15 protein-coding genes are annotated in these 19026 nt (G+C 38.3%); 5 read left to right on the plus strand and 10 right to left on the minus strand.

The window, feature by feature from the left end:
- Positions 1–6: 6 nt before the first annotated feature.
- Positions 7–648: an ABC transporter permease gene (locus tag FCI53_RS10815; RefSeq protein WP_138418709.1), complete on the minus strand. Its 642-nt coding sequence runs from the start codon at positions 646–648 to the stop codon at positions 7–9.
- On the minus strand, positions 649–1773 hold the full coding sequence (locus FCI53_RS10820) for a betaine/proline/choline family ABC transporter ATP-binding protein (protein WP_138418711.1): 1125 nt from the start codon (positions 1771–1773) through the stop codon (positions 649–651).
- A 271-nt stretch (positions 1774–2044) separates the two neighbouring features.
- On the opposite strand from FCI53_RS10820, the gene FCI53_RS10825 reads away from it, so the two are divergent.
- Entirely contained in the window at positions 2045–2584 is a 540-nt protein-coding gene (locus FCI53_RS10825) for a GbsR/MarR family transcriptional regulator (protein WP_138418713.1), read from the plus strand.
- 277 nt (positions 2585–2861) lie between these two features.
- On the opposite strand, the gene FCI53_RS10830 is transcribed toward FCI53_RS10825, so the two are convergent.
- The 3 genes from FCI53_RS10830 to FCI53_RS10840 all read right to left on the minus strand — a co-directional run bounded on the left by FCI53_RS10830 (position 2862) and on the right by FCI53_RS10840 (position 7229).
- Positions 2862–4679 (minus strand): SH3 domain-containing protein, encoded by a 1818-nt coding sequence (locus FCI53_RS10830; RefSeq protein WP_138418715.1) that lies wholly within the window; start codon positions 4677–4679, stop codon positions 2862–2864.
- 669 nt (positions 4680–5348) lie between these two features.
- Positions 5349–6158, minus strand: coding sequence for an alpha/beta fold hydrolase (locus FCI53_RS10835; protein WP_138418717.1), 810 nt, complete (start codon positions 6156–6158; stop codon positions 5349–5351).
- A 12-nt stretch (positions 6159–6170) separates the two neighbouring features.
- On the minus strand, positions 6171–7229 hold the full coding sequence (locus FCI53_RS10840) for an SDR family oxidoreductase (protein ID WP_138418719.1): 1059 nt from the start codon (positions 7227–7229) through the stop codon (positions 6171–6173).
- Between the two features lie 467 nt (positions 7230–7696).
- Here FCI53_RS10840 and FCI53_RS10845 point away from each other — a divergent pair, with 467 nt between their 5' ends.
- Complete coding sequence (locus tag FCI53_RS10845; protein ID WP_171038143.1) at positions 7697–9196, plus strand: S-layer homology domain-containing protein; 1500 nt, start codon at positions 7697–7699, stop codon at positions 9194–9196.
- Between the two features lie 381 nt (positions 9197–9577).
- Here the strand turns inward: FCI53_RS10845 and FCI53_RS10850 are convergent, their stop codons facing one another.
- A complete protein-coding gene (locus tag FCI53_RS10850) occupies positions 9578–11383 on the minus strand; it encodes an S-layer homology domain-containing protein (RefSeq protein WP_138418723.1) in 1806 nt (601 codons plus the stop codon).
- A gap of 341 nt (positions 11384–11724) precedes the next feature.
- Positions 11725–12312: a TetR/AcrR family transcriptional regulator gene (locus tag FCI53_RS10855; protein WP_138418725.1), complete on the minus strand. Its 588-nt coding sequence runs from the start codon at positions 12310–12312 to the stop codon at positions 11725–11727.
- Positions 12313–12492: 180 nt separating this feature from the next.
- On the opposite strand from FCI53_RS10855, the gene FCI53_RS10860 reads away from it, so the two are divergent.
- Positions 12493–13440 carry a zinc-binding dehydrogenase gene (locus FCI53_RS10860; protein WP_138418727.1) on the plus strand — a complete coding sequence of 316 codons (948 nt, stop codon included), beginning with the start codon at positions 12493–12495 and terminating at the stop codon, positions 13438–13440.
- 254 nt (positions 13441–13694) lie between these two features.
- Here the strand turns inward: FCI53_RS10860 and FCI53_RS10865 are convergent, their stop codons facing one another.
- From FCI53_RS10865 to betB, 3 genes are all read right to left on the minus strand, one after another.
- Entirely contained in the window at positions 13695–13928 is a 234-nt protein-coding gene (locus tag FCI53_RS10865) for an aspartyl-phosphate phosphatase Spo0E family protein (RefSeq protein ID WP_138418729.1), read from the minus strand.
- Between the two features lie 628 nt (positions 13929–14556).
- Positions 14557–15258, minus strand: a complete 702-nt coding sequence (locus FCI53_RS10870) for a lysophospholipid acyltransferase family protein (protein WP_138418731.1) — start codon at positions 15256–15258, stop codon at positions 14557–14559.
- 271 nt (positions 15259–15529) lie between these two features.
- Positions 15530–17002: a betaine-aldehyde dehydrogenase gene (gene betB / locus FCI53_RS10875; RefSeq protein ID WP_138418733.1), complete on the minus strand. Its 1473-nt coding sequence runs from the start codon at positions 17000–17002 to the stop codon at positions 15530–15532.
- 290 nt (positions 17003–17292) lie between these two features.
- On the opposite strand from betB, the gene cudC reads away from it, so the two are divergent.
- Together cudC and FCI53_RS10885 are read left to right on the plus strand one after the other, a co-directional pair.
- The gene (gene cudC / locus FCI53_RS10880; RefSeq protein ID WP_138418735.1) at positions 17293–17844 is read left to right on the plus strand and encodes a choline uptake/conversion transcriptional regulator CudC; all 552 of its coding nucleotides are present in this window, start codon (positions 17293–17295) and stop codon (positions 17842–17844) included.
- Between the two features lie 185 nt (positions 17845–18029).
- Positions 18030–18923 (plus strand): glycine betaine ABC transporter substrate-binding protein, encoded by an 894-nt coding sequence (locus tag FCI53_RS10885; RefSeq protein ID WP_138418737.1) that lies wholly within the window; start codon positions 18030–18032, stop codon positions 18921–18923.
- The last annotated feature ends 103 nt before the right edge of the window (positions 18924–19026 follow it).

Raw genomic sequence — 19026 nt, forward strand, 5'->3', positions numbered from 1 at the left:
TATTTTTTAAACTTTTGAAAACCTTTTTTCAAACTTGCCAAACAGTAAATCTAACAATAATGCGATCATAATCGCTAGGATCGTTCCAGTAAAAATCATATGTTGATCGTTATAGCCAATACCTGCTAATACTAGATCTCCTAAACCACCTGCACCGATTAATGCAGCAAGGGTTGTCCAGCTAATAATATAAACGGTCGTCACACGAATCCCGGACATCACATAAGGAAGTGCGACAGGAAGTTCGACTTTAAACAATCGCTGGAAGGTACTAAACCCCATTCCCTTCGCTGCTTCTACAACACCCGGGTCAATCGATTTTACACCGGTATACGTATTTCGTAACAATGGTAACAGCGCATATAGAAACAATGCTGCTACCGCAGGTTTAAAACCAATTCCTAGTATCGGAATCATGATCGCCAATAAAGCAATCGTTGGGATTGTTTGGAAAACATTCGCAATATTAAATATGAGATTTTTTATTTTTTCATTTTTCATTTTCGTCATATAAATGGCTAAAGGCACTGTTACGACTACTGATAAAACGATCACAACGAATGATATAATCAAGTGTTCATACGTGTACGCTAGAATGGAATCAAATTTATCCTGCCAAAATTCGAAATAATCCAAAAATAGATCCATTTACTCTCCACCACTCTTACGTTGATAAAATTGATGTAAAGCTTGAAACAACTGGTTATGATTCACGACACCAATCAGTTCTGATTCATTGGAAACAATTGGTATAACAGAACCAGGTGCATTCTTTGTGTGGTTCATCACGTCGTCGATCGCTTCGTTTTCGTTTACAGCCTGAATGGATGTATCTAATACATCACTAAGAACAGCCTGTTTGTTCGATAACGCACGGTAAAGACTTACGATTCCTCTATATTTGTTCTCCCCATCTACCACTGGAAGTTCAGCTAGATTGTGCTCCACCATAACATCGATCACATCTTGTAAATCAGATTGCCCCGTTACGGATGGATAACCCTCAACCACGAACTCGCTTAATGGTGGCAACGTTTTCGCGCTTTCCAATCGATTTTCTCCAATAAACTCACGGACAAATTCATTCGCTGGATTTTCCAATAGCTGTTTTGGTGAACCTTTTTGCACGACTTGACCGTCTTTCATTAAAATAACTTGATCAGCAATTTTTATCGCCTCATCCATATCATGGGTGACAAAGACAATCGTTTTATTAATTTCGCGTTGCAGGCGAACTAGCTCATCTTGCAGCTGTTCCCTACTAATCGGGTCAAGCGCACTGAAGGGCTCATCCATAAGAATGGTAGACGGCTCAGCTGCCAATGCTCGAATAACCCCGATCCGTTGTTGCTGTCCCCCACTTAATTCAGATGGATACCGGCCCCTATATGTTTCTGGATCAAGATTGACTAACTGAAGTAATTCGTCGACCCGCTTTCTAATTCGTTGTTTATCCCATTTTAATAACTTAGGGACGGTAGCAACATTGTCATAGATTGTCATATGCGGGAATAACCCGATATTTTGAATCACATATCCCATTTGACGACGAAGCTCAATTGGATTGATTTGATTCAAATCTTTCCCATCTATTAAAATTTGCCCATCCGTATATTCTGTTAGCCGATTTAGTAGTTTCATTGTAGTCGTCTTTCCACAACCACTAGGGCCAATCAATACATTGATTTTACCTTCTTCAAATGTAAGGTCTATCTCTTTCAATGCTTGAAAACCATCATCATAGACCTTGTTAATACGCTTTAATTGAATCAAAGTCTTTCCTCCTCCATTGTGAAATTGATGAATAAATCCGTTCTGTTGTTGCAACGTCTTTTATTTTATAGAAAATTTCCTTTTTTTAAAAACTTGATATAAACTTTTAATTGCACAAACTTTATAAAATTTTAAGTTTATAGATTGCATAATGTTTATATACTTAAAATTCCTCTCTTTTTCGACAAAATCCTATGTTTTGGTAAGCTTTGCACTGCCATTTTTCTATGATAATCTAATGATACTAAGCAAAATAGGGGATGAATGTCGCATGAATAGTGAAGAAAAATTAGAATCAATAAATAATAGAATCATTGAGCAAATTGCGGAAAATATGAAATCTTATGGATTTCCAAGTACAATTGGACGAATTATTGCATTAATTTACGATGAAGGAAAACCATTAGACTTAGATACACTAGCGGAAAAAACCGGAATGAGTAAAACGAGGATGAGTCAGGTTTTAAGGGAAATGGTTCGTCTAAATATAGCAGAAAAAACCTTCGTCAAAGGATCACGTAAAGATTTTTATACAGTTGAAAGAGATTACTATCAAATTTTCATATCCCTATTTACATCCAACTGGAAAGAAGTCATTACGCGTAACTATCATATCGAACATAAAATTCAACATGATTTAAATGAAATCATAGAAAATGACCAAACAAGTGACGACATAAAGGAAGAAGCAAAAACGTATTTAGAAGACTCCTACAAATCACTTGAATACTACGACTGGATCCGTCGACTAGTCGACTTCCTAGAATCCCAAGAAATATTCAAACACGTACCCAAAGTAAAAGACCAATAGTGGGACATGGGCCTGGGTGGGACATGGGGACAGGGCACTTGTCCCACTTGACGGTGGAAAGGATGGTAGTGTGGCCATTAGGTGACCGATTTGCACCTTACCATCACATGACTTTTCCAACTGAATCATCATGTCCCACAAAAAAAGCTCAACTCCCTTGTTTTTACCAGGGAGTTGAGCTTTTTCTTGTTAACTGTCCTTCCAATGTGGACAGTTGTATTTTTAGGGGGTCTGACCCCGCAAATAGAGGCAGCATTGTTTAGTAGTTCCGCTCCCACTACCGCTTCACATAATCCCCATGGATCCAAGCGTCCTCTCCTTCAAAGATAATATTGTACCAATCTCCGTCTGTTACAAAATTACCTTGATCATCCATGACTCCAGCAACTGTGTCATTTTGTTGTAGACTTCCAACAATATTACCACTAGTTATCTGAGGAGTGCTTCTAACTCTAAGAATGCTGTTACCAACATCTACCTTTAATAGATTAATAAAATCAACATAGTCTCCAGACACCCAACCAACTCGATTAGCGGTTTCGACTTTATACCAGCCGCCATTTTCGCCAATCACATCGAGGGTTGTCCCTTCAGATAGTGTTGTCAGAATAGCATTAGAAGTCGACGGTGCGACTCTTAATCTTAGATTAGTAGTTGTTTCACCAATCAAGCCTTCAGCAGAAGTGTTAACTGCATACCGGTTCTCGACCGTTGGCATTGGCGAATTTGTTGGTTGATTGTTATAGTTCGGTATATCAAATCGCAATACATAGTGATCAATCAGATTATATAACTCATACATTTTTTGAATGTGTCGTGCTTGAATGGTTGCCCAACTTACATGGGTAGCATATTGATGGCTACCAGGAGAAATCGGATTCCATCGCATCTTATAAAGGGTGTCTTGTCCTTTCCCAATATAACCACTATTAATAAACTTCGCCCCTCCTATAATGGAGGCTTCTTTTGTGAACCATTCCTGTTCATACGCATGCTCTGATCCACTCTTAAGCGGGGAAGAGTCATACGCCCTGATCCCAAACATGTTATAGGTCTCTCTTTCAGGAACTGCTTCTCCCTTCACTTCTGAAACAGGATAACCAGTCGATAATACGGAAGTACCATTTCCCGTCTCATGCAATGCATGGGCAATTAAGTATATAACGTTAATATCATACATCTTCCCAGCCTCAATAAACGACTCAGCTGTACCTTCCAAACTTCCTTTACCCTTTAATATTTTTTCATTAATTTCAGCGGCATTGAGCCCATCACTATAGGATAATAAAAGAAATTGGAAAAACTCGGGTGAATTTTCAGAAAAATTATTCGGATTCGCATAATACGCTACTAATTCTTTACTAGCTAAAAATTGACCAGCACCATCCACTTTTGGCGTCCTCGTCATTTGGGTATTAACCACTTCTGCAAAATCAACGCTATATTGTGTATACTCTCTAATGTCCTCATTTTGATTTATATTCATGATCCTATAAAGAAACGCTGCAAACTCTTCTCTCGTAATGGCTTCCTTTGGTTTAAAGTCCTCTAGTGCTTTCGTAATCTCATATTGCGCAAAGATTTTCACATCATCTTTGTGTGCTGGAGATACATTTGATAGATTCACTTTGGGATCTGTTCCTCTATCGTTTAAATTAAATGCCCGTACAAATGTTGTTGCCACCTCTTCACGAGTCATATCATCGAAAGGCTGAAACTTTCTACCACTTCCTTTAAAAATGGAAGGGGTTACTGCTGCAATTTCGTTTGCATTTGCACCACCTACCCAAACGTCATCATAATACTTGTTTAATGTCTCCTCAACGTTTGAAGATGGGGGCATATCTAGCGCATTGTATAATAATACTGCACCATGACGACGTTGTAAGATGTCTTTTCCTCGGAACGTGCCGTCTGAATACCCATTGATGACGCCCCGCTCTGTAAGTTCCATGATTGGAGTATAGAATGTTGACCCTTTCCTCACATCAGTGAAAGCATGATTGTATGCTGATGCTGTCGCTGGGGCCGAAAAACTTACAATAGAAACGACAACAATTAAACCCGCTATGATCTTGTTGTTCCACCTCGTCATCTTAATCCCCTTTCATCGATTTCTATCAATCTATCTATATAGTATGACAAAACAAAGGAAATTTCTACATATTTCGGCATGAATAGTTTAGAAATTTCCCTGGGACACGGGGACAGGGCACTTGTCCCACTTAAAGGTGGCAGCCAGTATCTGCGCTGGCGGTGCTATACTGCGATTTACTGCGGTGATGAGCTACACCGCGTTTTGCTGTGTCGTGCTTGCAACCGCACTGTGCTCCGCTAAAACTACGGTTTACTATCGTGTGCTCGTTGCGCTACGCGGACATTCAGTGCGCTATTTTTAAAAAAATCCCTTTTTAGCAGTTTGAACGGACATCGAGTGAGCTATTTAGCCTAATTCAAGCTGAATCAGCACTTTTTCTATTAAATAATGGAACAAATGTCCGCACCCAGCTAAAAATTGCTGATTTTCGCAAGAATAACGGAATAAATGGCCGCCAAACACAGCACAAGAACTGGCAACATGGAGACCACTGCAACAATGCGACACCGAGGAAAAGCGCGGCAACAATCACTCGCACACATTACGAGTAAGACATTTTTCTCACTGTCTCTCCACCTAGTTATTAGAGCCCCCTTACCAAAAAATAAGGAGTTGCCACCTATGTGACAACTCCCCCACCTAATCGTTCGCCCTCCACCGATATCGCTACGAAACCCTTCCGATCGGACGTTTATTCCTTTGAATAAACTGGAGCGCTTGGTGATTAAATTCCATATGCTTTTCAATATTACACACGTGTCCACACGTTTCTATTAGATGCAATTCTGCGTTTTTTTCCGCTTTAACATACGATGTGATTCCTTTAATAAACATATGGTCTTCTTCTCCAGATATATACAACTTCGGAATAGCATTACTAGATTTGATCAATTGATCATACGTTTTATACGAGTACAGTAGCACAAACGCCCAATGGTGATAGGATTGTTTCCCAAGCTTGTAAGCTTCCCGAATGAAAATATCTCTGGACTGTTTATGGTTGTTATTTGGCATTAGCAAATAAGCAAAAACAATATACGGGAGCATATATGGGAGGATATTTCTTAGCCATCTTGACAGGACCAATCTCCCTAGTAATTCCCCCCACTTTAACCACCTATTAACAGCTCCAGCTAACACCATTGATGCTACCCTGTTTGGATAATGGATGGCGATATGTTGCATGACAATCGTACCTAACGAAATGCCTATAAAATGTGCTGACTCTATCTTCAAATCATCTAATAACTCCAACACCATCGCCGTAGTAGCTGGTAATACCCCCTGGTTTGATGGCAGGGCTGGGGAATTACCATGCCCAGGTAAATCAATAAATAGCAAATTGTAATGTTGTTTAAACATGTCTATTTGTTTATAAAAAATTCTATGATTCCCACCAATTCCATGGAAAAAAACGGCCCATTCCTTACTACGCCCATTGGTAACTACGTTATAATCTAATCGTTTTTCTGTCATCTCAGCCTCATTCTAAGCAGGTTGCTCGGCAGGATTTCCCAAAATAATCTTTTTCAAAGCATCTTGATCTAAGTTAAGAGGTGAAATATTTGCTGCACTTAATAGTTCCCTCGTATTGGAATCATCAAATGTAACGGTATTTTCCCAATATTGATAAAACACATTAATTGGCTGATTGAACTTTTGTTCCTCTTTTGTCAATTGGCCAGTATAATTGGTAGGAACCATTTCGATCCCGTCAAACCCAATGATCTCTTGAATAAGCTCAAAAAGTTTTTGGTTAGTCGGTGGATTTGAATTTGTGATATGATAGATTTTATTATTTTGCGCAGAAGATAACGCAGCATGAAGAACCGTAACCACATAATCAATTGGAACTAAGTTTTGTTTCGTTTCTTTATTACATAAAAATTTAAATCCTTGTTTCCAATCTCCTTTGCGGTCCTTCATTCGTTTTAATAGCTTAAAACTGCGAATGATACCGTGCAAGGCAAAAGTCGTCTCCGCTTCACCAGTGTTGGAGTCACCAATAATAATCGCTGGACGAAAGATATTCACATGGAAAAACTCATTATATTCAAACACTAAGTGTTCGGCATGACATTTACTTTCTTCATAAGAATTCACAAAACGATTTTCAACTGGATTTAAACGTTCATTAGCATAAACATTTTTACCTAGTGTGTATGCAGTACTAACATGGAAAAAGTTTTTAACCTTTATCTGTTTTGCAAGTTCTAATATATTTTTCGTTCCCTCATAATTAACTTGGAACGTTCGTTGTTTCTCTGTTTCATCAAAAGATAAATATGCCGCAATATGGTAAACGGTGTCAATTTTGTTATATAATAACTCTTCTATTAATGAACTGGTAATACCTACTTTAGGTTGGGTAACATCACCCTCTACTATAGACAAACGTCCCCTAAGGTTTGAAGGTAAAGATGAAAGTAGTTTTTCAGCCTTTTTCTCATTCCTGATAATCGCATAAACATGATGACCGGTTTCTACTAACCTCTTCGTGAGTTGTTTGCCGACAAATCCTGTTGCTCCTGTTAGTAAAATATTCAAGTAAACTACTTCCTCTCCAGTTTTAATATAGTTAAAATCATAGTTGCTTAATCTTAATACTAATTTATCCGCACAATATATTCAATCCTATTATGAAAGTTTGCTAAATTGTTACTTTTTCTGATATGCAAAAACCTTGTAGGGTGGGGATTCCATTAATATAAATATTATATGGTAAATGGTGGAACACGAGGAATTAACGAAGCACAGGACAGTACTAATTGAAAGTTTTGCAAAAAAGCACAATAAGTAAATTCAATCTATTCATAGGCCTTTTTCCCCTTAGTCGCTCCCCCAGAAGAGAGAGTTTTTTCCTTTTTTCTACTTATCATTGATCGTAAGTTTTAAGTCATCGCACATAGGTATTTCGTTTCTTGTGCTTCCTCCGTATATGCCGTATTCTACAATGGAAGCTGGATAACCGTCCCGCTGTACATCTATTAAACTAGTTTAGGGAGGAACGGATGATGAGAAAGACATGTATGTTTTTTGTTTTATTGTGTTTATTTACGGTTCAACACGTATACGCACAAGAAGATTTCAATGATATTAGGAATGATTATTGGGCAAAAGAATCTATTGATTACTTATCTGATTCAGAGATTATTAATGGTTATTCTGATGGTTCTTTTAAACCAAACCAAACTATTACTAGAATACAAACCGCAATAATGATTACAAAAGCACTAGATTTGGACACTACCAATCTTCCTTCGATTGACTATAAAGATGTGTCTGAAGATATGACCGGTTATAAATCCATTGCAGCTGTAACAAAGGAAGGAATATTCAGTGGGTCTAATGGCCAATTTATGCCTTACAAACCTTTAACAAGAGCTGAAATGGCAGTAGTTTTAACTTCTATGTATGAAATCGACTCCACATGGGAGGAAGATTTCACGGACATCTCTAGTAATCATTGGGCATACCATGCGATTGAAACGATAGCAGACTATGGGATTACCACTGGCTATCCAGATAAAACTTTTAGACCTAACAACCCAACAACTAGAGCGCAATTTTCTGTATTTATGCACAACGTTTTAGAAAATGAGGCGTTCGATTACTCTTCAACAACAGATGAAGAAAAAAGTGACCAAACAACGGATAAAGATGACAACACCGAAGATCAAGCAGAAGAATCCGAACGAGAATTCACATTTAAAGGGATCGGTATCGGCGATTCAGAACAAACAGTCCTTGATGTTTTGGGTGAGCCAAAAAGAATCGATCAAAGTCGCAAAAGTTATCAGTGGTACATTTATAGTGATGAACAAAAGGCCCTGCAAATTGGGATACAAGACAATGAGGTTGTAGCTGTATTTACTAACGCTGACATGATGGAACATACTGACGGACTAAGCATCCATCACTCTACAAATGAAGATGTCTTCGAGCTCTATGGGGAAAAGGAGATGGATTCTTCCTTTGGAACAACAGATACACCGTATATGGTTCATAATAATTCGGTAAAGTTTTATTTTGATCGTCATAATAACCACATACTTTCTGGAGTATATATATTCAAAAATTCCGGGATCACTAGCGACAATATCACATCGGCTATGTTATCCGATTGGGAAAAAGAAATTTTTGAACAAACGAATAGCTTTCGGTATAAATACAATAAGAATCCCGTGAAACATCATGAAACGGCTGCGACAACGGCAAGGGAACATAGTACGGACATGCTCAACCGTGATTATTTTGACCATGTAAACCCAGATGGACTGGATCCGTTTGATCGTATGAGCAACAATGGCATAAACTATACAACTGCTGGTGAAAATATCGCATTCATAAGCGGAGGCGTATTTGAATCGTTTGATTTATACTATCTATGGGTGAACTCTCTAGGACACCGACAAACCATGTTGAACGAAAACTTCACTCACTTAGGTGTTGGTTTAGACGGTAAAGATCGTGCATTTTATGGCACTCAAAACTTCGTAACACCTTTTAGATAAAGTGGGACATGGGGACAGGGTAACTGTCCCAGTTATTCAATTATCAGTTTATTTAATTTAATGGCTAGGGTATTCCTACTGGTCAAATTGATTCGACAGATTAGATAAAGTGAATTTTTGTCTTCCCCCACTGAGTGTTAGTTGAACCATTCGGGGTGAAAGCGAACGGTCGTTTAACACACTTAAGCATCTCCGTTTCACTTCATGAAGTGGGAGTCTTACGAACGTTTACACCGGGGTAAAGGAAACTTGGTGCCAAACCTCTAGCTAGCATAGTGTTCATAACACTAATACATTTTACATCAAGATAAAGAAAAACCCGCTCCCTATCGATTTGATAAGGAACGGGTTTTTTAAAGCATGGGTTGAAATTCAATAGACCTACTCTATAATAGATAGGAATTCAAATTCCTCTTCCCCATCACTAATATAGTATTTCACAACGTTTTCTTCTGTCGCCCAAAGTCCGCCGTATTTGTAACTAATACTCATTCCAAAACTTTCATAAGGGTCAATGGTAGTTGAAAATCCATCGTCTTCTAAACTGGATTGCGTGTAGGTCGATTCAATTTGATCACCTTCATACACCTCAATTTTGTCTATCGTTACAGAACGGCTATCCATGTTATAAAAGGATGTACGGAAACCTTGAATAACATTATTCATCGTGATCGAAGCGTAACTGTGAAACTCCAATAACGGTTCATCGCTAACTATAATAGTGCTAGTTGCTTTTGTACCACTTTCTGTTTCAACAGTAATCGTTGCTGATCCTTCATTGACAGCAGTAACTTCCCCATCACTTGTAACAGTTGCGACATCAGCATCACTAGAATCCCAAGTGATTGTCGTTGATGGGCCATTTTCAGGTGTTACGGAGGCTTCTAATTGTAAGTCTTCGCCCGTTCTTAGCACATATCTTGTTTCATTAAGAGTGATTTGTTCATTTTCATAATAGTCAATAAGTGCTTCGGCGTCTTCTAATTTAGAAAGCCCGTCAATTTCAACGTCTTCCTTCATAGCAATTGCTTCCTCTACCAGTGATCTAGCAGTTGTTACTTGATCTTTATCATCTAGAGTAATAGCTTCAGGTAATGTAGCAATTGATTGTTCAGCAGCTTCCACAACAGGTGTCAGTCCGTCATACTCTACCATAGTATTATATTCATGGTCTTCGTATTCGACTGTTACTTCGTTTTGTCCATGCACAAGTGCTTGATCTAGGTCAAATTCGATTTCTTCCTTATTGCTAAATACTACTGCAATTGTATTTTTATCGATAGCTTTTACATCATCAATGTCATACTTAGGTGTTAATACTGTCACCGTTATATCCATTATCACTGCGTTATTTCCTGTCGGGCTAACCGCTTCATATGTGACCGTATACGTACCTGGTTGCTCTGTATCAACAGATTCTACTTGATTATCGTTGTACGTAATTGTTTTTGTAATGTTTGCTGAACCACCAGCTCCATCAGTTGCGGTAACTTCGGGTAAATCAAAATCAGCCCCATACGCAACAGTGAAAGTACGTTCGCCGTCATAAGTAAACATAGGATACCCAATCGCTTCATTAGCATCTTTTGCCCGATAAATAAATAAGGCAAACTCACCTCTTGTAACTGGTTCTTTCGTTCCAAAAATTGTTGGTGTCTTTCCTTGTGTTACACCGTGTTGTACCAATGCATCTATATAGGTATCCCAATTACTGTTCACATCAATAAATTCATTTTGAATCCCTTCACCATCTAACTGGTAAGCATTCGCAATTACTTTTGCCATTTCTGCTCTCGTGATATTGGCTGCAGGCTTAAACGATGTATCAGTTTTTCCATTAACAATTTCTTTTGCATACGTAGCATTTACCGCAGGCTCTACACGGTAATTTAAGTCAGCAAATGGTGTGCTTGGAGCATCTACGACATTTAAATCAAGTACATTTGCAATCATTACCATAGCATCACCACGTTTAATCGGGTCTTTTATACCGAATTCATTCTCTGAAAGTCCCTGTGCAATACGCTCATCAATCAAATAATCTACCGCTTCACTATATCGTCCATCTTTACTCACATCATTAAAATCAGCAGAAGATGCCTCGGTTGTATGTACACCAGTAATTAATAAAGTAAATAATCCGATAGACACCATTAATTTACTCTGAAACTTAGAAATAGTATCCAAATTTTTCCCCCCTAAAATATAACTTAACTACCTATTAAAATAAGGTAATTTATACATTGCCCTTAGTAAAGGACCATTTTCACCAGCAAAAACAGTAAAGGTATAAAAAAGCCTCGAGCTTTCCAACAATCAATAATTCTAGCATGCTTGTAAGTTAGTTTGAATGCTTTAGTAGATTTACATAATTTTACCTAGCCTTCCTAAATTTCCTCAAACTGTTGTTTGGTTTTTCTTTCTATTTTAGAAGGCTGAGTCAGAATTTTTTTCTTTAAAGTTGGTAAAAAGTAACCTCACCGCTCCAGTGGCTAAACTGGGACAAGTGCCCTGTCCCCTTGTCCCACTTATTTAACATAAAAGGCTTTGGTTGCGGTGGTCATGAGTTTTAGGGTTTGTTCTGTCATGTATTCGGGGGTGGTTGGGAAATCTTCTTCTATCCAACGAATGATCAAGCCGGCAATGCCGTGAGCACGGTAGGTATAAAGCCACTTCGTATCGATGTCTATATTTTCATCCAGTTCGTACTCATATTCCTCAATAAACAGCTTTTCGATGGCCTTGGCGATTTGGAAGCGAAAGTTTGCCTGGATATGGTCACTTAGTAGCAATTTATAAAGGGATGCATTCTCCTGGAAATAGGAAAATAACGTGATGGTATGTACATTTAACTCGGTCATATCTACTCGCTCAAAGCTTTGATACGGTTTGCGGATTTCATTAACCATTTCACGTAAAAGATCCTGAATGATCTCCTCAAGTAGATGCTCCTTCGTTTGAAAATTAGCATAGAACGTTCCCCTGTTATAATTGGCTTCTCGAACAATTTCTGAAATCGTTATTTGATCAAATTTCTTCCTATTTAATAGTTTTATAAACGTCTCCTTGATCGCAGTTTTTGATCGTTGGACTCTTTTATCAAGTTGCTCGGTCATCATCTATCACCTCTGGATTTTATGTTTTGTTTCAGTTCGATTCACTAGTTTTATTTTACTATACAATTTCCCTCCAATTGTACAGTAATAAACAATATACACTTATTGTTTATTGAAGCTTGTCAAAATTTGCAATATAGTGAAATTATAAGATACTTCAAATTTAGGGAGGTAGAAGTCATGCAAGGATGGCAATTCACCGGTACCAACGAACCATTGAAATTAGTAGAGAAACCTGACCCAATCGCTACACCTGGAACAGTGGTGATCGATGTTAAAGCGGCAGGCTTATGTCATACCGATGTAGGAACGTTACGAGATCCAGGCTGGATGGATATTTTAGCAGAAGTACCAATTATTCTAGGCCATGAAATTGCTGGTGTTATTTCTGAAGTGGGCGAAGGTGTAACCGATTATAAAGTTGGCGATCGCGTTGGGGTTTGTCCGGTCGGAAAAGACGGACTAGGACCTGGCAATGGCCGTGATGGTGGCTATGCCAATAAAGTACTTGTACCTGCTGTTGATTTAGTTCCAATGCCAGACGAAATCAGCTTTGGACAAGCCGCTGCTGGAACCGATGCAGGCATGACCTCCTATCATGCAATGTTCCAAAAAGGTGGAGCAAAAGCAGGCATGAAAGTCGGCATCATTGGAATTGGCGGGTTAGGACAAATGGCTGCACGTGCCGCTGTTGTCGCTGGTTGCGAAGTGTATGCAGCAGACTTAAGTGCAGATGCCCGTAAAGTAGCAAAAGAAATTGGTTGTAAGGAAGTCTATGAAAATGTCAGCGATTTAGCAGAAATTGCTCCAGAATTAATCGTCGATTACGCTGGTTTTGGTACCACAACTGCCGATGCGATCGATGCAGTCGGAGTTGGTGGGACAGTGGTGCTCGTTGGGATGGGAAAACTATCCTCCACCATTAATACTAGTAGCATGATATTAAAATCTGTACAACTAAAAGGTAGTGTTGGCGGGACAGTAGAAGATGTTGCTGCCGTTTATGATTTAATGGCAAAAGGACATCTTGACCCAGTCCTATCCGAAATTACCTTTGACGAAATACCAGAAGGCCTCGAACGCCTAGAGCGCCACGAAATAACCGGACGACTAGTAGCAAACCTATAGAAAGAAGCACAGGAACAGTTCCTGTGCTTCTTTCATTCCTCCTGGGACATGGGGACAGGGTAACTGTCCCAGTTATTCAATTATCAGTTTATTTGATTTAAGTGTAACTAGGTTTGCTAGGCTGCCACCTAGTGGGCATATTAATTCAAATTCACGTAATCCGAAGTTTGTTGCTGGCGATTCCTAAAAAAAAGGAGAGTTGGCCATTTTATTTTATATAAAATGGTCAACTCTCTTGTCTTTTATTCGTTTCATCAAAATGACGAATTTACTTCCAGCACCGGATCTGGGACAAGTGCCCTGTCCCCTTGTCCCATCTTCATGCGTTTGTTATAAATATTGATTAATTTATCAAGTTCTTTACTTATTTTAATAGTTTCTATATGGCTTAATCCCAGTTCTAATCCTGATTTAATCATCTCTTGTCTTTTGTTCTGTATTGTTTTATTCAGGGTGGATTGGTCGAGGAGCATTGTATTATTGTCCATATGAAATTCCCTTCCTTATTTGCGCCGTTCTTTCGTCACTCTCAACACAAAAATGGCACCATGTGTTTATTGATTATAAAAAACGGGTAAATATAAGTTAATTCATACAAGTTATTTTAAATGAATTGAATAATTTTTCAATACCTTTCACAAAATTTTTTCTATTTATCTAAGGACACGGTGATTAGGCACCAAATAACTTTTCTCCACTAGATATGTAATAAAGCGTAAAAAAGAGAGCTGACCATTCTATTCGTTTCACCGAAATGAGGATTTTGCTCCTTGTATTAGAACTGGGACTTGTCCCACTTCCTTTAATTTAGAACTGCAACAGAAAGCAGGAGACCTATCTCGCTGCTTTCTATTTCTGATCACTCCTCCTGTAGTTTTGTTCATCATTCGCACTCTTTTGATCACTCCTACCCTCTTTCTGTTCACCAATCACACTCTTTTGTTCACCCCCACCTCTTTCTGTTCACCAATCCAATCACTCTTCTGATCACTTCCACTCCAGTCCAAATTCACTCCAACAACCACTACTCCCCCACAACATCAACCTAAAAACATACAAAAAGAGGGCCAATCAATGATCGACCCTCTCTCTCTTCCAACATCCGAAACCGAACGTCTACAAATGCTTCTCAATCTCTGTTAATACTGCTGATGCTAGTTGGTTGGTATCTTTAAATTCTGTTGAATTGATCGGATCAGCGTAATGGACAGAAACTTTTGCTGGTGTATGCTTACCTTTTTTCCCTATCAATTTGTAAGAATCCTTAATCGTCACAGGAACAACTTTAACCCCTGCTTTAATCGCAATTCGTAAACTTCCCGCTTTAAAGTCTCCCATTTCAGGTCCTTTACTTCTCGTTCCTTCTGGAAAAATTGCGATGGAATGGCCTGATTTTAAACTGTCTATTGCCTGATTAATCGCCTTCAACGAACTACGAGCGTTGTCCCTGTCGATAAACACGCACCCTCTTTCTTTCATCCAATAACCTAACAACGGAATTTTCTCCATTTCTTTTTTCGCAACAAACGCCATTGATCGTGGGGCCGTTGAATATAAAATTGGTATATCCATATTCCCTTGATGGTTGGCAACATACAAGACAGGTTCATCCAAAGGTATATTTTCTGCTCCAGTTATGGTCAGGTCGGCACCTGAAATTTTAATTAAATTATTTGTACATTTTAAAATAATGTTATCCATTAGTTCTAATTTTTCTTTGTTCTTACCTGCCTTATTTAATTTATTGATCGTAAATGATTTATTTGCTTTACTTAAAATATAACCCCACATGTATCCTTGAAATAATAAAGTGCGCATCGTTATTCCTCTTTTCCGGTATGTTTAGTCTTTCACAATCATAAAGGATAGAAACACATGATAGAAGTTACGAATGTCATTTGTGGCTATTACATTTGTCATATTATAAGGAAAAAAACCGGTTAGTTTTTCTCAAAAGGGCTGCTGTCCGTTAACGCCCCATCGAATTTTGCCCTTTATCAGAAAACAAAAGAAGGAGCTGCCATCCGATCCGACAACTCCTTCTACTATACTGTCCACTATAATGAACAACTGACTTTTTTAGGGAAGCTTAGAACCAGTTAATCGGTTCAGGTTGAAGGTTTTGGAAGATATGCTTTGTTTCTGTATATTCTTCCATACCTAACCTTCCCAACTCACGCCCAATACCTGACTGTTTAAATCCACCCCACGGTGCATGTGGGAAGTAAAGATTGAATTCGTTAATCCAAACAGTTCCCATGCGCATTTTGGCTACACAACGTTCAGCCTTTACAATATCGGATGTCCATACGCCACCAGCAAGCCCGTAGATCGAATCATTAGCAAGCTTTACCGCTTCTTCTTCTGTACGGAATTTCTCAACCGTGATCACAGGACCAAAAGCTTCATCTTGAACAATGCTCATATCTGTTGTACAGTCTGTGAAAATAGTTGGTAAGTAGAAAAATCCTTTTTGTAGTTCTGGATCTTCAGGACGGCTACCACCTACTGCTAATGTAGCACCTTCTTTCCTACCTGTTTCTACATACTGTTCAACTTTCGCAAGGTGTTCGGCCGAAATAAGTGGACCCATCTGTGTATCTTCGTCAAATCCGCTTCCTAGTTTGAAGTTTTTCACGCGTTCAACAAGGGCGCTTACGAACTCGTCGTGAATACTCTCTTCTACAATTAATCTTGTACCAGCGGAACAGATTTGTCCTGCATGGAAAAATACCCCGTTTAATGCTTGATCAACAGCTGTCTCAAAATCAGCATCAGTAAAGATAATGTTAGGGTTTTTCCCACCAAGTTCTAATGCAAGTTTCTTCACATTCACACTTGCTGCTTGCATAATTTTCTTTCCAGTAACAATTCCGCCTGTAAAGGAAATAAGGTCCACATTCGTGTTACTAGATAACTCTGCACCAACTGTATTACCAGACCCAAGTACTAGATTCGCAACACCGGCAGGCACTCCCGCCTCTTCGATCAGTTCGAATACTTTAATGGTAGTAAGTGGTGTAATTTCACTAGGCTTCATAATTAATGTATTACCTGTTGCTAAGGCTGGAGCTAGCTTCCAGGATGCTTGTAGTAATGGATAATTCCATGGTGTAATTTGACCACAAACCCCAACAGGTTCGTGAACGACTCTACTAATAGAGTTTGGCACTGGAGAATCAATTAATTCTCCCCCATCTTTATCTGCAATCTCTGCATAATAACGAAAAACACCAGCAATATCATCCATGTCTCCACGGCTTTCTTCAACTGTTTTACCTGTATCTAAAGACTCCAATCTAGCAAGTTCTTCTCTATCTCTTTCAATTAATTCTGCAATTTTTCTTACTATACTACCGCGTTCTGTTGCAGGTGTCGTAGCCCACTCGCCACTATCAAAAGTTTCTCTTGCTGCAACAATCGCGGCTTTCGCATCTTCCTCATCTCCCTCAGGAACAGTAGCAATAACCTCCTGATTATATGGATTAATAATCTCACGCGTGTTACCTGAAATCGCATTCGTCCATTCACCGTTTATGTATTGTTGTTGTTTTAAACCCAAATCGATCAACTCCAGTTTTTTAATAAATTAAATATGTTAAAAATTTATTTAACGTTTTGCAAATAGTAACATGTCTTTTAAAGACTGTCAAAAGTTAAAAGAAACTTAAAAGTTTAGAAAGAATATAAATTCACCAGACCGACTGTCAATACTGGGATCTTAGACGTTTTTACTCCGATATAACAACGAATACCATTTGACATTTAATCTGAACGCTGTATCATAATTTTTGTAAAGAAGATTTAAAAAGTATTTAACACGCTTAACTTTAGATTAAAGGAGCAACTTTTATGAGTGAATCTACTGAAGGGTCCAACAATAAAATAGAAGAGGCCAAAAATAAAGTCATTAGTGCTATTGCGGAGACAATGGATTTATATGGTGTAACACCAGCTGCTGCAAACTTATATGCAACGATGTACTTTAAAGATCAGATGACGCTTGATGAAATGCGTACAGAGCTCGAAATGAGTAAACCGAGTATGAGTACCAGTGTCCGTAAGCTTCAAGAAATAGAAATGGTGAAGAAAACATTTACACGTGGTTCTAGAAAACATACTTATATAGCTGAAAAGAACTTCTTCCGTTCCTTTATGGTGTTTTATTGTCAAATGTGGGAACGAGAAGCAAAAATGAATATGGAAGCAATTAAAGAAGCGCAAGAGGATTTAATTGCGGTCATCAAAGATCCCACGAGCTCACCAGAGACGGTTGCTACCGCCAAGAAATACTATGATCAATTGGAAGAATCTAAAACCTATTACAACTGGTTAGAAGATTTAGTCGCAAGTATAAGAAGTGAAAAAATATTTGAATTTTTACCTAAACACAAGCAGGATTAATAGAAAAGAAGTGATTAGGTAGTTTATAGTTTATCGAATGATCGCTATTGACTACCTAGCATATAGTATGACATTTGTCTCTTTTAGAATAGGGGTTCGTTTTATATTTTTGTTAAAAATATTCTTAACATATTTAAAGTTTGGAATATTTAATATATAAAAACAACAAAGGGGAGTTTTGTAACGTGTTTAAATGGAAAGAAAAACTTAGCATTATCTTAGTATTACTAATGGTAGCAGTACTGACAGCCTGCGGAAGCACTGAGGGGGAATCAAACAGTGAACAAGCAAGTGCAGAAGTAACGGATGGAGAATTAACGATTGGCCAAATTAACTGGGCTGAAAATATTGCAGTAACAAATATGTGGAAAGCAATATTAGAAGAAAAAGGTTATAACGTGAAGTTAAGCGTTTTAGACATGGGTACTACCATGAAAGCTTTAGAAAGCAATGAACTAGATGCTAGTTTAGAAATATGGTTACCCGTTCAGGATGCAAACTACTTAGAACAGTATCAAGACAGTGTTAACTTCTCAGAAGAAACTTGGTATGACACAGCGAAAGTAGGATTAGTTGTTCCAACCTATTTAGAAGACGTTAATAGTGTTGAAGATTTAAATGAGCATAAGGATTTATTTGAGGGGGAAATTGTAGGTTTTGACCCTGGAGCAGGTACAATGGAAGTAACAGAACAATTAATTGAAGATTATAACCTTGACTATGAACTATTAACAAGTTCTGAGCCAGCAATGTTAGCTGAAATTGGAAATAAAGTAGAAAAAGAAGAACCAATCGTGGCACCACTTTGGAGCCCGCACTGGGTATTTTCCGAATATGACTTGAAATTCCTAGATGATCCACAAAACACATTCGGTGGTGTAGAAAAAATCCACCATGCAACAAGACATGGATTTGCAGAAGATTATCCAGAAATAAGTGAATGGTTTAAAAATTGGAAGATGGATGATGAACAAATTGGGCAGCTTATCAATGATGTAGAAGGCGCCGAAGACCCTCTTGATGGAGCTAAGAAATGGATTGAAGAGAATCAAGAGTTGATTGATGAATGGATAAAATAAGGATACTAGATTAAGGTATGGCTAGTCTCTCCTAAGGTGAGGGACTAGCTTTTTTGTAATAAGGAAAGTGAGCTGGTAGACTTACGCTCTACCGAGAGAACAC

This window comes from Aquibacillus sediminis (genome assembly GCF_005870085.1).
Taxonomy (GTDB): Bacteria; Bacillota; Bacilli; order Bacillales; family Amphibacillaceae; genus Aquibacillus_E; species Aquibacillus_E sediminis.

Coding starts and splice junctions, on each gene's coding strand:
- FCI53_RS10830 (WP_138418715.1), bottom strand. CDS start 4,679: ATGACGAGGTGGAACAACAAGATCATAGCGGGTTTAATTGTTGTCGTT.
- FCI53_RS10855 (WP_138418725.1), bottom strand. CDS start 12,312: ATGACCGAGCAACTTGATAAAAGAGTCCAACGATCAAAAACTGCGATC.
- FCI53_RS10860 (WP_138418727.1), top strand. CDS start 12,493: ATGCAAGGATGGCAATTCACCGGTACCAACGAACCATTGAAATTAGTA.
- FCI53_RS10835 (WP_138418717.1), bottom strand. CDS start 6,158: ATGACAGAAAAACGATTAGATTATAACGTAGTTACCAATGGGCGTAGT.
- FCI53_RS10865 (WP_138418729.1), bottom strand. CDS start 13,928: ATGGACAATAATACAATGCTCCTCGACCAATCCACCCTGAATAAAACA.
- FCI53_RS10870 (WP_138418731.1), bottom strand. CDS start 15,258: ATGCGCACTTTATTATTTCAAGGATACATGTGGGGTTATATTTTAAGT.
- FCI53_RS10845 (WP_171038143.1), top strand. CDS start 7,697: ATGAGAAAGACATGTATGTTTTTTGTTTTATTGTGTTTATTTACGGTT.
- FCI53_RS10825 (WP_138418713.1), top strand. CDS start 2,045: ATGAATAGTGAAGAAAAATTAGAATCAATAAATAATAGAATCATTGAG.
- FCI53_RS10815 (WP_138418709.1), bottom strand. CDS start 648: ATGGATCTATTTTTGGATTATTTCGAATTTTGGCAGGATAAATTTGAT.
- cudC (WP_138418735.1), top strand. CDS start 17,293: ATGAGTGAATCTACTGAAGGGTCCAACAATAAAATAGAAGAGGCCAAA.